Annotated in this window: 11 protein-coding genes and 2 pseudogenes; 8 read left to right on the top strand and 5 right to left on the bottom strand. The window is 71.3% G+C overall.

Features of this window, described 5'->3' with window-relative positions; all coding sequences use genetic code 11:
• Window positions 1–55 precede the first annotated feature (55 nt).
• On the bottom strand, window positions 56–316 hold the full coding sequence (locus AC07D6_RS18120) for a DUF2180 family protein (RefSeq protein WP_479045756.1): 261 nt from the start codon (window positions 314–316) through the stop codon (window positions 56–58).
• Window positions 317–358: 42 nt separating this feature from the next.
• Window positions 359–1,252, bottom strand: a pseudogene (locus AC07D6_RS18115) (glycosyltransferase family 2 protein); the annotation flags it as partial.
• Between the two features lie 456 nt (window positions 1,253–1,708).
• Between AC07D6_RS18115 and AC07D6_RS18110 the strand changes: the two are divergent.
• Window positions 1,709–3,781 (top strand): pectinesterase family protein, encoded by a 2,073-nt coding sequence (locus AC07D6_RS18110; protein WP_479045389.1) that lies wholly within the window; start codon window positions 1,709–1,711, stop codon window positions 3,779–3,781.
• Window positions 3,782–4,028: 247 nt separating this feature from the next.
• On the opposite strand, the gene AC07D6_RS18105 is transcribed toward AC07D6_RS18110, so the two are convergent.
• Window positions 4,029–4,607 carry a hypothetical protein gene (locus tag AC07D6_RS18105; protein ID WP_479045386.1) on the bottom strand — a complete coding sequence of 193 codons (579 nt, stop codon included), beginning with the start codon at window positions 4,605–4,607 and terminating at the stop codon, window positions 4,029–4,031.
• 5 nt (window positions 4,608–4,612) lie between these two features.
• The gene (locus AC07D6_RS18100; protein ID WP_479045384.1) at window positions 4,613–4,804 is read right to left on the bottom strand and encodes a hypothetical protein; all 192 of its coding nucleotides are present in this window, start codon (window positions 4,802–4,804) and stop codon (window positions 4,613–4,615) included.
• 253 nt (window positions 4,805–5,057) lie between these two features.
• On the opposite strand from AC07D6_RS18100, the pseudogene AC07D6_RS18095 reads away from it, so the two are divergent.
• The 4 genes and pseudogenes from AC07D6_RS18095 to AC07D6_RS18080 all read left to right on the top strand — a co-directional run.
• Window positions 5,058–5,162: pseudogene (locus AC07D6_RS18095) on the top strand (IS5/IS1182 family transposase); the annotation flags it as partial.
• Between the two features lie 429 nt (window positions 5,163–5,591).
• Window positions 5,592–6,653 carry an ABC-2 transporter permease gene (locus AC07D6_RS18090; RefSeq protein WP_479045383.1) on the top strand — a complete coding sequence of 354 codons (1,062 nt, stop codon included), beginning with the start codon at window positions 5,592–5,594 and terminating at the stop codon, window positions 6,651–6,653.
• 76 nt (window positions 6,654–6,729) lie between these two features.
• Window positions 6,730–7,263 (top strand): DoxX family protein, encoded by a 534-nt coding sequence (locus tag AC07D6_RS18085; RefSeq protein WP_479045381.1) that lies wholly within the window; start codon window positions 6,730–6,732, stop codon window positions 7,261–7,263.
• 522 nt (window positions 7,264–7,785) lie between these two features.
• Window positions 7,786–8,667, top strand: a complete 882-nt coding sequence (locus AC07D6_RS18080; RefSeq protein ID WP_315879690.1) for an SGNH/GDSL hydrolase family protein — start codon at window positions 7,786–7,788, stop codon at window positions 8,665–8,667.
• A 549-nt stretch (window positions 8,668–9,216) separates the two neighbouring features.
• On the opposite strand, the gene AC07D6_RS18075 is transcribed toward AC07D6_RS18080, so the two are convergent.
• The gene (locus AC07D6_RS18075) at window positions 9,217–10,743 is read right to left on the bottom strand and encodes a non-reducing end alpha-L-arabinofuranosidase family hydrolase (protein ID WP_479045379.1); all 1,527 of its coding nucleotides are present in this window, start codon (window positions 10,741–10,743) and stop codon (window positions 9,217–9,219) included.
• A 1,259-nt stretch (window positions 10,744–12,002) separates the two neighbouring features.
• Between AC07D6_RS18075 and AC07D6_RS18070 the strand changes: the two genes are divergently transcribed.
• From AC07D6_RS18070 to AC07D6_RS18060, 3 genes are all read left to right on the top strand, one after another.
• The gene (locus AC07D6_RS18070; RefSeq protein WP_479045377.1) at window positions 12,003–13,175 is read left to right on the top strand and encodes a cellulase family glycosylhydrolase; all 1,173 of its coding nucleotides are present in this window, start codon (window positions 12,003–12,005) and stop codon (window positions 13,173–13,175) included.
• A gap of 1,031 nt (window positions 13,176–14,206) precedes the next feature.
• The gene (locus AC07D6_RS18065) at window positions 14,207–14,446 is read left to right on the top strand and encodes a DUF397 domain-containing protein (RefSeq protein ID WP_315879686.1); all 240 of its coding nucleotides are present in this window, start codon (window positions 14,207–14,209) and stop codon (window positions 14,444–14,446) included.
• A gap of 84 nt (window positions 14,447–14,530) precedes the next feature.
• A complete protein-coding gene (locus AC07D6_RS18060) occupies window positions 14,531–15,502 on the top strand; it encodes a Scr1 family TA system antitoxin-like transcriptional regulator (protein WP_315879685.1) in 972 nt (323 codons plus the stop codon).
• The last annotated feature ends 20 nt before the right edge of the window (window positions 15,503–15,522 follow it).

The following is a 15,522-nucleotide window of genomic DNA, read 5'->3' as shown; positions in this document are numbered from 1 at the left end:
TCGTCCCGCACCCGCCGGGCGTCGCCGCCAGGGGTACCGGCCGGTGCCGCGCCGGTCATGGCACGCCCCCTTCGCCGCCGCCCCCGTCGAGGACGCCGCCCCCGTCAAGGGGGCCGTCCCCGCCGGGGGCGCTCGGTACGCCGACGCAGACGCCGCACAGGAGGCGGCGGCCCCGGGCTGTCCGGGAGGGTCCCGGCCCGACGATCTCGTGGAGTTCCTCGCCGCGCACCCGCACGTGGTCCCGGCAGAGTCCGGCGCCGCAGGAGCGGCACACGGCGATGGCCGGGTTCGGCCGGGCGCATTCGTAGCAGTTCACGGTCTTCCTCCCTCTCGGCGCCGGCCGGAGCCGCCGCCCGTCACCGACGTAGCGGCGGGCCGTGGACTCGCGCTGTGCCTTCGACAGGGCCCGGAGGCGCGCCTCGACGGGCGGGGGCACGACGCGCCGTTCCCGCAGGACCCAGGGCAGTCCGGCCACCGCGGCCGCGAAGGCCCTGGCCGACGCGCGGTCGCGGGGCACCGTACGGGCCAGGTACAGGGTCCTGCGCAGGGCGGGCCCGACCGGGCGGCGCAGCCGGCAGAACCACAGGGTGTTGCGCAGTCCGTCGATGCGGCGCTGCGTGGAGTCGCGGGCCTTGGACGGGGCGTGGTGGACGGTGAGATCGGAGACGTACGCGAGCCACCAGCCCAGCGTCGCGAGGTCCGTGGCCAGCGGTTCCTCCTCGCCGCCGAGCCACAGCCGCTCGTCGAAGCCGTCCGCTGCGAGGAAGGCGTCCCGGCGCATGACGGTGGCTGCCGCCAGGAACGACCCGAGCGCGGGACCGGGCAGCCGGTCCGGGCCCCGGACCGGCGGGTCGCGCAGCTCGGCGACGATCGGGTCCTCCCGGCCGCCCGGCTCGACGAGGATGCGCGCCGTCACCGCGGCGAGCCGCTCGTGCCGGTCCAGCAGGTCGGCGGCGCGGGCCGGCGAGCCGGGCTCCCACCAGGACTCGTCGTCGCAGAAGGCGACGTACGGCGTACGGGCGTGGCGCGCGGCGAGGTTCCGGCCGACGGCACCCAGGTTGGCACCGGGGGTGAGCAGGGTGACGTCCGGGTGGCAGCGGGCGACGGCTTCGGCGGTGCCGTCCGTCGAGGCGTTGTCCACGACGATCACGGGCAGCCGTTCGGGCAGCCGTACGGTCCGGTCGAGGGTGCGGAGCAGTTCGTCGCGCCGGTCGTGGGTGATGATGACGACGGTGGTGCGCGGATCGGTCACGTGGGCGCTCCTCTCCCGTACGGGCGGCTCTCCGCGGTCCGGCGCGGTTCGGGTGCCGTCGTGCGCGTTCCGGTCGCGGTCCGGTGTCCGGGGCCTCCCTCCCGGCTACCGTCCCAGGACCGGGTGAAACAGGGCGGCGCGCCGCCCTCCGGCCCCCCTCCGCGCGGGTGCCCTCCCGGGCCGGCCCGGCGAGCGACCCGAGGCCGCCGGCGCGGGCGGTACGCCTCCCCGTACCGGCGCCCCGGATCCACCGGGCACCGCGACGCGGCCGGCGCGGACCCGGACCGCCCCACCCAGGCCCCGCCCGGACCGCCCCACCGGGACAGCGGGCGCGGAGGCGGGACCGCTCGGCATCGGGCCGGTACCGGGGCAACCTTTCGCGGGTCGGCGGCGACTGCCCCGTGCTCGGCCTCCGGCGCGAGCAGCACATCCCCCACGCAGTATCGGAGCCAGTACATGACTGAAACCCGTGGCCGGGCGCGTCACCGCAGGCGGAGGACGGCCCTCACCGGCGTCCCCCTCGCCCTCGCCGCCGCCGGCGTCCTCGCCTACGGAAGCGCCTTCGGCGTCTTCGGCGAGGAGGAGCAGCAGTCCGCGTCCGCGGCGACGGCCGCCGTCCCGGCCTGGGCCGGTGACGTCGCCGACGGTTTCGCCTCCGTCGACGCGCTCGGCCAGAACGGCACGTACGGCGGCCGGGGCGGCAGGACCGTCACCGTGCGGACGCTCGCCGACCTGGAGAAGTACGCGACCGCCGCCGAGCCGTACATCATCGTCGTGGCCGGGACGATCACCATGAACCCGGTCGGCAAGGAGATCCGCGTCGCCTCCGACAAGACGATCGTCGGTTCCGGGACCAGCGGGCACATCGTGGGCGGCGGCTTCTTCCTCGGCCCCGGCGTCCACAACGTCATCATCAGGAACCTGACGATCCGGGACGCCTACCAGGGCGTGTGGAACGACAAGGACCACGACTACGACGCCGTGCAGATGGACGGCGCCCACCACGTCTGGATCGACCACAACGACCTGCGGCACATGGCCGACGGCCTCATCGACGTCCGCAAGGACAGCACCTACGTGACGGTGTCCTGGAACCGGCTGAGCAACAACAACAAGACCTTCGGCATCGGCTGGACCACGAACGTCGTCACCGACATCACGATCCACCACAACTGGCTGCGCGAGACCGAACAGCGCAACCCCTCGACGGACAACGCGGCCCGCGCGCACCTGTACAACAACTACCTCGAGGACACGCCGGGCACGGACATCACCTCGGCGTACGGCAACTACTCCCGCGGCAAGACCCGGATGGTCCTGGAGAACAGCTACTTCCGGGGCGTGCGGAACCCCGTCATCCGGGACAGCACCGCCGTGCTCGTCCAGCGCGGCAACGTCTTCTCCGGCACCAGCGGCCGCAACGAGAGCGGTGGCGGCGCGGCGTTCGACCCCCGGTCGTCCTACGCCTACACGCTCGACAAGGCCGAGGCCGTGCCCGCGCTGCTCAGGGCGGGTGCCGGGCCGAGGCCGTCGATCGGCACGGCGGCGACCACGGTCGCCCGGGCCGCCGCCGCGCAGACGCTCACGGTCGCCAAGAGCGGCGCCCAGTTCACCAGCGTGCAGAAGGCCGTCGACGCCGTCCCGGCGAACAACGCCTCACGGGTCGTCATCTCCGTCGCCCCCGGAACGTACCGCGAGACGGTCCGGATCCCGGCGAACAAGCCGCACGTCACGATCCAGGGCTCGGGCGGCAGCCGCAAGGACACCGTCATCGTCTACGGCAACGCGTCCGGCACCCCGAAGCCGGACGGCTCGGGCACGTACGGCACCGGCGGCAGCGCCACCGTGGCCGTGGAGGCCGACGACTTCCAGGCCCGCAACCTGACCATCACCAACGACTTCGACGAGGCGAGGAACCAGCACCTCAGCGGCCACCAGGCGGTCGCCCTGCGCACCGCCGCCGACAAGGTCCTCCTCGACGGCGTCATCGTCAACGGCGACCAGGACACCCTGCTGCTGGACACCGCCGCCAAGGACAGGCTCGGCCGCGTCTACGTCACCAACTCCTACGTCACCGGCAACGTCGACTTCGTCTTCGGCCGCGCGACCGCGGTGATCGACAAGTCGGTGCTGTCGCTGAAGAAGCGCTGGGACGGCACGTCCGCCGGCTACATCGCCGCGCCCAGCACCCCCGCGAACCGCAAGGGCTTCCTGATCAACCGGTCCGTCGTCAACGGCGACGTGTCCCCGCGCAGCTTCCACCTCGGCCGCCCCTGGCACGCCGGCGGCGACGCGACCCTGGACCCGCAGGTCACCGTCCGGGACACGACGCTCAGCGACGCGATCAAGACCGCCCCGTGGACCGACATGAGCGGCTTCTCGTGGAAGGACGCCCGCTTCGCCGAGTACCGCAACACCGGCCCCGGCGCGGGCGCCGCCGGTACGAACCGCCCGCACCTCACCGCCGACCAGGCCGCCGACCAGGAGGTCGCGGACTGGCTGGGCGGCTGGACGCCCACCGCGTCCTGACCCGTCCCACCACCACTCCCCTCCGCGGCGACGCACCCCGGCGCGCCGCCGCGGAGGCCGTACTCCCACACCACCGGTCCGGCCCTCGCCCCACGGTGTCCCGCGATGTCCAGCGGTGTCCCGCGGTGTCCGGCGGACGCCGCGGCGGATCACCCAGACGGCACCGCTGCGATCTGACGGACCACGGTAGGCGATTTCCTGAAAAACCGTGCCGCACCTCCCCGCTTGCCCAGCGCGAACCCCCGGTTCAATAACAGACGCGGAAACCATAAGCTCGCGCACTGGCTCGCCGCTCTGCTTGGACTTTTTCGTCGGCGAGTTGGTCCAGTTCCACTTGGGCCCGATCCGTGTCACCGGCTGCCCATAAATCTCGCACCCGCTGAATTGCCGCTACGTCCGCGTATTGTTTTTCGATGAAGGCGTCAGCCTTACCCGCGTCGCCCGCCGGCGGCGTCAGGGCGTGCCACTCGTTCGCCATGTTTGTGCCGAGCCGAATCAGAGTGGTGAAGAGTTCCCAGCTCAGCTCCGCGTCTGCGGTGGTGTGCTTTTCAGCCTGTCGAGTCCACTTCTGACAGATCGCGTCAGCGGCTTTGATGTACTCGGCTTTCTCAGGCGGTTTCGGCACGGTCGGACCAGGCGTGGTCGAGTGGGACTGCTGTGCAGCTTCCTGCTTCGGCACCGCATCCGGCTCGGCCGCCCGTCCGTTTGCCTCGTTGCCGCTGTTTTGGTTACCGCACACCGACCCGGTGCAGTTGTTGCAGCCTGTGACAAACATGAGTACGACGAGACTGGCACCCAGCCAGCCGGCCACGGCACGGATGTTCATGTCGTTCACCGTGTCGGCGAAGGCGCGGGGCCCACATTGTTGCCCTTGTTTCCGTCGCCGCAGACGCTCCCGACACAGGTATTGCTGCTGCCCCCCACGGTGTTGGCCACGGTGAAGATGCCAATCACCGCCAAGGCCACCACCCCCAGCGTCATAATGAGCTTGATCCAGACTCTCCGGCGGTCCGTGCCGCTCATGCCAACCATGCGCCCCCCTGCCTGCATCCGTTGGTTCCGGGCCATGGTGACACAAGTCACGTTCAGCCGTAGTTGAGTTCTGCGAACAACATGGAGTGCAGTGACGGCTCAAAGCACTGCTCTACCGGCTCCCGCTCCAGACGGCTGCTGCCTCGCCACCTCTGGCCAGGAGAACCGTCTCCACCGGAGGCTTCGCGCGCCTGTCCACCCGCCGGAGGCCGGCGTCTCTGGCTCCGCCCTTCGCTTCCTCGCCCTGCGGCTACGGCGGTACCGCCGCGAGATCGGCTCCCGCTGGCAGCCCCTGAGCGGCGGTCGCCAGGCCCTGCTCGCGCTCGCCCCCGTGCGGGTGGGCCACCCATGATGTCCGCTGAAGAACCGAGCACCCGCCGAACAGCCCGTCGCCACCCCCACGTCCCGACGCGTCCTTCGCACACTACGGTGACCGGTCGCCCGAATCACCAAGCTCGTCCACGTCGTCCTCGCCCTTCACCTGACCAGCTCAGGGCGAGGCGGGAAAAGCTCACTGCCGCGCGGGAAGGTTCCGCCCGCACCGGGACGACCGGGGCACGTTTGGCGGACGCGGAGGGAGACGACTCCGGAGCCGTTCGGCCGGCCGACCCGGGGCGCGGCCCGACTCGGGCCGGGGAGAGCGGCGTCACCGGTGGCCCCGGTCCGGGTGGTGCGGGCCTCCCCGTGGACGGGCCCCACCCTCGAATGAACCGTCATCACGTGCCGGTTCCGTCCGGGTGTGTCAGGGTCGTGCCTGATTGAAGGGAGGGTGTACGGGATGGCCGATACGCCCCATGGCGGCCACGGCAGGCCGCCCACGCGCGGGCAGCGCTGGGCCGCGTTCCGGCAGTCGCCGCTGCTGCCGGCCGTCGTGCTGGTGCTGATCCTCGCGGCCGCCGCCGGGTTGTTCGCCGGCTCGTACACCTACTCCATGGCCAACCCGACCCCGCGTTCGATCCCGGCGGCCGTGGTCGGCGCGTACCAGCAGGACCGGGGCCGGGCGTTCCTGGAGGGCATGGAGAAGGCCCTGAACGCCTCGGTGAAGGGACGCACCTACGACAGTGTCGCGCGGGCCCGGCGGGCGATCGACGAGCAGGAGGTCTTCGCGATCTTCGACGTGCGCGACGACGGACGCAGCGTCGTCCTGGACGTCTCGGGAGCCTCGGGCGTCTCGGTGGCCCAGGTACTGGCCGAGACCGCCCCGGCCGTGGGCCGCAGGACCGGGGTCGCGGTCACCGTCCGGGACATCAAACCGCTGCAACCGGGCGACCCCCGGGGGCTGACCATCTTCTACATCTCGCTGGCCGCCGTGATCATCGGTTTCGTCGGCGCCATCCAGCTGAGCGTGCACGCGCGGGCGCTCACCCCACCGGAGCGCATCGCCTTCACCGTCGCGTACGCGCTGCTCGGCGGCTTCACGATCGCGGCGGCCGTGGACTGGGTGCTCGGTGCGCTCGATCTGCCGTTCGTCGAGTCCTGGCTGATCCTGGCGCTGACGATGTTCGCCAGCGGCATGGTCTTCACCATGTTCAACACGCTGATCGGACGCTGGGCGATGCTGCCGACGTGGGGGCTGATGGTGCTGTTGGGCAACCCCTCGTCCGGCGGCGCGGTGTCCTGGCCGCTGCTGCCGTCCGCGCTGGGGGCGATCGGCCAGTGGTTGCCGCCCGGTGCCTCCGTCAGCGCCCAGCACACGGCCGTGTACTTCGCCGGGCACCAGCACGCGCTCCCGTTCCTGGTGCTGTCCGGGTGGGCGCTGGTGTCGTGCGCGGTGTTCTGGACCTGGCGGCACCGCCATCCCGGCAGTCGCGAGCGCCGTCCGGCGCACGCCGCCCCGTGAGGGTCCCGCGCATGTCCCCGACCGCCGCCGGGAACCCGGCGACCACCATCCGTCCGACGTCCTTCGGAGAGTTGCCATGAGTGTGCTGCGTCTGGTCGGCCGTCCCCTGCTCGCGTCGATGTTCGTCGCCGGGGGCCTGAACTCCGTGCGTGAACCCGAGCAGGTCGCGTCCGCCGCGGAGTCCGTCGTCCGTCCCGTCACCGAACGGGTGGCGGTGCTGCCCGACCGCACCGAGCAGATCGTACGACTGAGCGGTGCCGTGCAGGTGGCGGCGGGGCTGATGCTCGCGACCGGACGGACGCCCCGGCTCGCCGCGCTGGCCCTCGCGGGCACGCTGGTGCCGACGACCCTGGCCGGGCACCGCTTCTGGGAGGCGGAGGATCCGGCCGAACGCTCCCAGCAACTCATCCACTTCCTGAAGAACCTCTCCATGCTCGGCGGCCTGCTCATCGCCGCCGACGACACCGCGGGCGCCCCGTCCCTGCTGTGGCGGAGCCGCCACAGCGCCCGGGGCCTGCGGCACGACGCGCGTCTGGCGCGCCGTACCGCGCGGGCCGCGGCACGCGCGACCGCCGGCGCGGGCGCGCTGCGGACGAGGCTGCCCCTCTGACACCGGGGCGGGAACGGGGTGCGGACGGCGGTGCCGCACCCCGTTCCCGTACCTCATTGTGCGGATGGCCTTCCCGTCCCGGGCTCGGGACGGTCGAGCAGGCGCGGCGGCCCCACGGCCGGGGACGACTCCCGGGCCGCGGCGGCCTCGGAGCCGGGGGCGGCTCCCTGGCCGGGCGCGACCCCAGGCCGAGGGTGGTCGGCGGAGAGCGGCGCGCGGGTGGGCGCGCCCGACCGGCGCAGAGAAGCGGAGCCGTTCCCCCCGCGGAGGATGACGGGGCACCAGCGGTCGGCCCGTCCCCGTGCGCATGCCCCGCCGACCGGGCGCGGCTTGCCCCTCGTTGCTGTCGGACGTCTTGACGGGCTTTCACGCCCGCCACATATTACGTACCAGTAGCACACCCCAGTAACTGCGCGCAGTGCCTCGTGTCAACGGCAGGCGGACGGGACCGCCTGCCGCCGTTCCGCCCGCTCCCCGGTCCCCGCCGACCGGAGCCCCGCCCCCACCATGAGAGGCACCGCCATGCGTTTCGTCCCATCGAGCCGCCGCGCCCGCACCGTCGTCGCCGCTGCCACCACCACCGCGGCCGCCCTGGCCACGGCCGGTCTCGGCACCGGTCCCGCCCTGGGCGCCGAGACCCAGGTCGGCCGCTACGTCGCCCTGGGCGACTCGTTCGCCTCGGCGGCCGGTGTCCCGGACCAGGTCGACTCCGCCTGCGCCCGCTCCAGCCGCAACTACCCCGCCCTGGTGAACGCTTCGCTGGCCCCCGCCGCCCACAAGGACGTCACCTGCGGAGGGGCCACCACCGTGCACATGACCTCCTCCCAGAACGCCTCCGCGCCCCCGCAGTTCGACGCGCTGAACGCCGACACGGACGTGGTCACCCTCACCATCGGCGGCAACGACATCGGCTTCGCCGACATCATCGTCCGGTGCGTGAGCCTCGGCCTGTTCAACCCCTCCGGCTCGCCGTGCAAGAACAGCTACACCTGGACCGGCACCGACCGGCTCGCCGCGACCATCAACGCCACGGCTCCCAAGATCGCCGCGACCATCGACGGCATCCGCCAGCGCGCGCCACACGCCAGGATCCTGGTCACCGGCTACCCCGCGATCCTGCCCGACGACGGCACCAACTGCCCCTCCGTCGTCTCGATAGCCAAGGGAGACGCCCCCTGGCTGCGGGACACCCACAAGCGCCTGAACGCCATGATCGCCGCTCAGTCCGCCGCGCGCGGTGCCGTGTACGTCGACACCTACACCAAGTCCATCGGGCACGACGTCTGCAAGCCGCAGGGAACCCGGTGGATGGAGCCGCTCATCACCAACGCCGCCGCGCCGTTCCACCCCAACGCGGCCGGTGAGCGGGCGATGGCCGACGCCGTCCTGGCCGCCGCGTCCTGACGGGCCCGCCTGCGCGCCACCGCTCGACGGCCGACGGCCGACCGGCCGACCGGCTGACTCAGCGCACGCCGCGTCGGCCGGTCGGCCGGGGCCCGCGCCGTACGAGCGGACGCGGACACCGGACACCGGACACTCGCCCGGATGCCCCGAGGATCACCCGGGCACCGGGAGGGCGCGGAACCCCCTGGGTACGGCCCGAGTGGCGGCCCGGTCGGCGAGGTCGCCGGCGGTCCGGTTGCCACCCGGCCCCGACGGTGACGCCGGGCACGCGGCCGACCGTGTCGCGACGGGCGGCCGCCCTGCCCCGGCACGGCCACCGAGGCGCACCCCCCGGACTCGTCACGGAGGCGGGGCGACCGCCGAACACCGGTGGCTCCGTGGGGTTCACGACCCCAGGCGGCAAAGCGGTCCGCACGGGGTGGGGCGAGCGTGGTGACCGCCCGAGCGCCACGGGCCTGTGTCCGGCCGGTGCGGTGAGGCGGCAGGGTGACGGCACCCCGTCGGCACGGGTCCGCCGACGGGGTGTGGGGTTCGTCCGCGACGGTCGGGTCAGCAGGTGGAGTTGGTCTGGGTGAGCAGGCCCATCCGCCAGGGCAGGCGGAGGTAGTCGCCTCCGGCGCCGGGATCCATGCCCTGGTAGACGTACTGCATGCGGCACGGATTGATGGTCAGGGTCTGGTCGTTGTTCGCACGGACGAGCTCGCCGTGGCTGATGTCCTGGGTCCAGGCGCCGCCGGGGAAGGTGACGTTGGCGCGGCCGGCGAAGGGTTCGTTCTCCGTGGCGGCGAGAGGGGTCCAGGTGCCGGTGAGGGTGGAGGAGGTGTAGGAGCGGAAGTAGCGGCGGCCGGTGGAGCCGATGGACTCCTGGATGAGCAGGTACTGGTTGCTGCCTGCGACCTTGTAGACGTTGGTCGCCTCGAACAGGTTGAACTTGCTGTCGGAGAGCACGATCTGCGTGTTCCCGAAGCCGTTGGGGAAGTTCGCCAGGCTCGTCTGGGCGCGGTAGATGTGGCCGTTGTCGTCGCTGAAGAACAGGTGGCAGTTGGCCGTGTCGCAGATGACCCAGAAGTCGATCCAGGTGCCGTCGCCCTTGTTCTGGGTGACGATCGGCGGTTCCTGGGAGATGAAGGTGCGCGGCGCGGACCAGGAGCGCGGGTCGGCGGGGTTGGTGCTGGTGGAGTAGGTGGGCGGGCCGGTCTGGTAGACCATGTACCACAGGTTCTGCGGCGCGAAGTAGAACACCTGGGGTGCGGCTCGGTAGCCGGGGCCGATGGCCGAGGCGGTGTCGAGGTAGGTGTGCGGCGCGGAGGCGGCCTGCGACCAGTCGGCGAAGTTGAACTGCACCAGGCCCCAGCCGGAGGGGCTGGCGGTGGTCGCGTAGGTCAGCCACTGGTTGTTGTGGCGTATGACGGAGAAGTCCTTGATCGCCAGCGCCTGCGGGTGCTGGGCGTCCGGCTTCGGGCCGGCCAGCACGCCGCTGGAGGACCACCGGAACGTCGACGGCAGCGAGCCGCCGCCGCTGCCGACCCGGACCAGTTGCCACTGCTGGTTCGCCCCGCCCCAGTCGGCGTACTGCACGACCTTGGCCCCGTCCGCGGTGGAGCCGCCCTGCACCTCGACGGCCTTGCCGCTGTTGCGGTTGATCAGCCGGACGTGGCCGTCCGGTGAATCGGCCAGCCGGAACTGCTGGTTGGTGCCGTTGAGGTCACTCCACTGCACGATGCCGGCCCCGTCGGCGGTGGAGTAGTTGTAGACGTCCAGCACCTTGTCGGAGTGCTGCGCCCGCAGGCGGTAGTAGCCACCGCCCGAGTCGACGAACTGGAACCGCTGGTGGGCACCGTCGTGACGGGCCCACTGCTGGACGGAGGCGCCGTTGCCGGTGTCCGCGCCGGACACCTCCAGCGCCTTGCCGCTGCCCCGGTTGACCAGCACGTACCACGCGTTCGGGTCCACGGTGGCCGCCTGCGCCGTCCCGGCCGTGCCCCATCCGGACAGGAGCGCCGCCAGCAGGGCGGTCACCGCGGCGAGCACCCCCGTACGCCGGCCGCGCCTCCACCCCGGAGACAGGAATGTCATGTACCTGCCATTCATTTCTCGATTCCCCTTCACTGTGCGCGGCTCCCGCCGGGGCGCCCGCCGGCCCGCCGTGTCGAGTGACGCGGGCCTGGAAGCGCTTCCATGTGACGAAATATCGAACATTGGTCGGTAGGTCGGAGATCTGGGGCGCACAGTAGTGACCTGCCCGGTGAGCGTCAACGGGTCGCGGCGCCGCGGGGAAAGCCCTTCCACCGCCGACGGGCAGCGAGCCCCTTCGACCCGACCGCCGATCGGAGTGACGGTGGGGACCGTCCGCGCCCCTCCTGGCGGTGGCCGGCCCGCTCGGCCCGGCTGAACCGGCGCACGGGGAACCGCCCACGCCCCGAGCCCCACCAAGCCCACGCCTCCGAGCCCAACCAGCTCACGACCGTGCGCCAGCACGCCCCACGCCCACCACAACCCCCTGCCCCACCACCACGGCGAACACCGTTGCAGTACGAGTAGGACGTGGACAGGCCCACCCACCGACGGCGTGCCCGTTCGACGGGATGGTGCCGATCAGGCGAGCAGGAGGGGGAATTGGCCGGGGACCGCTGCGCCCCGGAGGCCGGTCGCTTATACACAGGAGTCGCCGCCCGGCGTGAAGGGGTCACGGCCCCAATCACACCAAGGACCCCGACACCCCGTGACCTCTCACGGAAATGCACTGCGGAGCCGACAGTCCCGCATCGCTCCCGCCGGACCCGGAAAGGGGCACTCCTTCACAGAGCCTGCGGCACCTCACCCGCAAGCCCGTGAAGGGCAGCGGCCACTCCGCCCTCGGAATCGGGCAAGATCGTAGAGGGAAAGCACGGGGGTGACAACCGCCGGAACAGGGCCGATTCGGTTTAGCGGCGGTTTATCTCTCGAACAGAGCCCCCATCAGGTTGCGACGCGAAACTTTCTTGACACTTCTATTGACACGACGCGAACACAAGCCGCCTCATAGGGGGGACATCCGGCCTGCGGACTGACGCGAGAGGGTGTCCTCGCCCCATCACGGCAGGACCCCTCACGCATTTCCGCTGGAGGGTTCCTCACGTTCTGACAACGTTGTCTAGCCGATCACCTCCGGCAAAGGGCGACGCGTCGGAGCTTCCGGGGCCCTGCGACCACGTCGCCCGTGCCGTCCGTTCCCGGCCGCCATCCCCATCGGCCGGGCGCAAGGAGGACTCCCGCACCCCCAGGCGGTCTCCGTGCGCGGGCGGCACCAGGGCGCGGCAGGCCGATCCCCCACTGACATGCCTCCGAGGAGAGACATGAACAAGCCACCGCGCGGCACCCTGCGCACGGCCGCCGGCGCTGTGATCGCCGCCTTGGTCGGCCTGCTGCTCCCCGTGTTCGGGCCGGCGGGCGAGGCCGAGGCCGCCACCGGCATCCGCGTCAGCAACGGTCGCGTGTACGAGGCCAACGGCAACGAGTTCGTGATGCGCGGCGTCAACCACGCACACGCCTGGTACCCGGAACGGACCAGTTCGATCACCGACATCGCCGCCAAGGGCGCCAACACCGTCCGCGTCGTCCTCAGCAGCGGCCACCGGTGGACCAGGACTACCACCGCCGAGGTCACGTCCCTGATCGGCAAGTGCAAGGCGAGCAAGCTCATCTGCGTGCTCGAGGTGCACGACACGACCGGTTACGGCGAAGATGCCGCCGCGACCACCCTGGACAAGGCCGCGGACTACTGGATCAGCATCAAAAGCGCACTGGCGGGCCAGGAGAACTACGTCATCGTCAACATCGGCAACGAGCCGTTCGGCAACAACAACCAGAGCGCCTGGACCGACGCCACCAAGAGCGCGATCGGCAAGCTGCGCGGTGCCGGCATCCACCACGCCCTGATGGTGGACGCTCCCGGCTGGGGCCAGGACTGGTCGAACGTCATGCGGAACAACGCCGCCTCGGTCTTCGCCTCCGACCCGGACCGCAACACCATCTTCTCGGTCCACATGTACGGGGTGTACGACACCGCCGCGGAGGTGCAGGGCTACCTGAACCACTTCGTGAACAACCGACTGCCCATCGTGGTCGGGGAATTCGGCGACGAGCACAGCGACGGGAACCCGCACGAGGACTCGATCATGGCGACCGCGCAGTCCCTGAAGCTGGGCTACCTCGGCTGGTCCTGGAGCGGCAACGGCAGCGGAGTCGAGTACCTCGACCTGGTCAGCGGCTTCAACGCGAACTCCCTGACCGGTTGGGGCAACCGCTTCTTCAACGGCGCCAACGGCATCTCCACGACCTCCAAGCCGGCCACCGTCTACGGCGGCACCGGCAGCACCGGAGGGAGCGGCACCGGCGGCACCGGCGGCACCGCCCCGAACGGATTCCCGTACTGCACCGGCGGCAGCGCCTCCGACCCCGATGGCGACGGCTGGGGCTGGGAGAGCAACCGCTCCTGCGTGGTCCGCGGCAGCTCCGCGGACCACTGACCACTCCCCCGTCGAAAACGGAGGAGAGCGAACAGGTGCCCTCCCGATCCCCTGGACGGGAGGGCACCCTCCGGCGCCCGGTAGGCGTTCGTCCCCTCCCTCCGCCTCGGCAGCGGGATCCGCCACGCCGTCCGCACGACCGACGCGGTCGAACCGATCGAGCGCGGAGTCGCCGGCGGTCGGGGCCCGCGACCACGTTCCCGACAGGCGGGCCGCACTCCGGCGCGCCCCCACGGCGATCCTGTCGCCCGGTCCCGCGAGCGAGGGAGCGGCCCGCCGGCCCGGCCGTGGGAAGACCCGCGCCGAACGCCGTCACCGAACACCTTCGACGACCGGCTCTCCCTCTAGTACGTCGACGCCCCCGGCCCCTCCGGTTGCGCCGGTTCGGCCGACGGGCCCTGGGCCGCGTCACCACCGACCGGCCGTGCCGCTCCGACAAGCACCGCCCGCGCAGGACGAACGTCCGGGTCGGCCGTCGAGCCGCTCGGAGCCCGTACGAGTCCCCCTCACCCCGCCCGGAGCGGCCCACGCCGTCCGCGCGACCCGCACCCACGCCACCACCGACACCCCGGGGCTCCGGAGCCGGCGCCGTTTCGGTTCCGCGGGGTGGCCGCCCCATCGAGGCGAGTCTCCCCATCGGCTCTCCCCCGGCGGCCCACCGCCGTGTCGCGACGGCAACCGGCTCCCGCTCACCGAGCACCCCACCACCTCATCCCTCGTCCCCGGAGCCCGGAGCCCGCACCCGCACCGCGCGATCCCACCCCGCTCACCCACACGGCTGAGCTCCGTACCGTCGTGTTGCCGCCGAGCGAGACGTGCCCCCGGCGTTTGCGGTGAAGCGCGGCACAACGGGGGTCGCCTCACCCTTTCGTGGGACGGCATTGTTCGATTTGAGGTCGCTAGCATTCCCCTCACACCGGGCCATGAAATTGCATGACGGGATTGCATGGGGCTCCCGCCTGCGCGATTCCAGCGGACCCGCCAAGAAGGATCAATTAATAGGATTATCCAACAGGAAGGGTGAGTCTCGAATGCAGGACTTCACGAACGGCATGGCGGCCGGCCTCATCACCACCCCGTGGGTGAAGAGCAGCGTCAGCGAAGCCAACGGCCAGTGCGTCGAGCTGTCGCAGCTGCGCAAGGGGAGCGTGGCGATGAGGAACTCCACCGACCCCGACGGACCGGCGCTGGTCTTCCCCGCCGTCGAGCTCGCCGCTTTCCTCGAGGGAGTCAAGGATGGCGAGTTCGACGCCCTGGTGGCCACGAACTAGGCTTACGTGGTAGTGAGTTCGGGCGACACTTCGCGCTCGGGCGTGTCATGATGGCGCATATGACAAGCCTCTGAAGGAGCGTCAGTGTCCCCGGACCCGATTCCCATCAACCGTCGGGCTCGGCGCATCGCCGGGCCCGACGGTACCAACACGGCCGCCTTGGTCATGCTGGGGCTGGCGGCTAAGGACCTGCGTGACGAAGCGGGACTTACACAGACCGCCCTCGCGAAGGCGATTCACGTATCGAACTCGACGATCAGCCGCCTGGAGAAGGCCGAAACCGCCCCGGAGCGGCGGACGGTCGAGTCGGTGTTGAACCACCTCCGTCCGAGCCCCGCGAAGAGGGCGGAGATCGAGACGTTGTTGTCGCGGGCGCTGGAGCCGGAATGGTTCCAGCATCGCTTCAGTGACTGCACCCCGGATTACCTTCGGCGGCTGCTGGGCCTGGAGTCGATGGCGATCCACCTGACGACGTACGACGTACGGCTGGTCTCCGGTCTCCTGCAGACGCCCGCGTACACGCGCTGCGTCATCCTCACCGGTCTGCACCTTCGCGAGTGGGACTCCCCCGAGGTGGAGCTGCGTCTCACTCAGCGCATGGAACGCCAGAAGCGCGTGTTCGAACAACCCGACCCACCTCGGTGCATCTTCCTCATGGACGAGTCCGTTCTGCTTCGGCGGGTCGGCCCCGACGAGGTGATGCGCGAGCAGATGTCACACCTTCGCGCACTGGCCGACCTGCCGCACATCACCATCCGGTTCGTGCTCCTCGACCGCATGATCGCGGGCAATGCCGGCACGATGGCCGGCTCGATGACCCACCTCGTGTTCGGCCGCGGCGGCCTTCCCGACTTCGTCTACGTCGAGGGGTACGAGAAGGCCGACTACTACAGCAAGCCCGCGCTGAGCGCCGAGGAGCGTGCGAAGCCGTGGCCGACCAAGGAGAACGAGTTCGAGCGGCATTTGCAGCTGCTCCTGCGTCTCCAGGGCGAAGCGTGCGCGTCCCCGGCCAAGAGCCGACTCATGCTGGACGAGGCCGTCAAGCGCTACTCGTAACAACTCGCGTGGCCCGACCG

Source organism: Streptomyces sp. NPDC045287, from assembly GCF_056432325.1.
The sequence above is the reverse complement of the archived record's forward strand: the minus strand, read 5'-3'. Positions and strand labels throughout refer to the sequence as shown.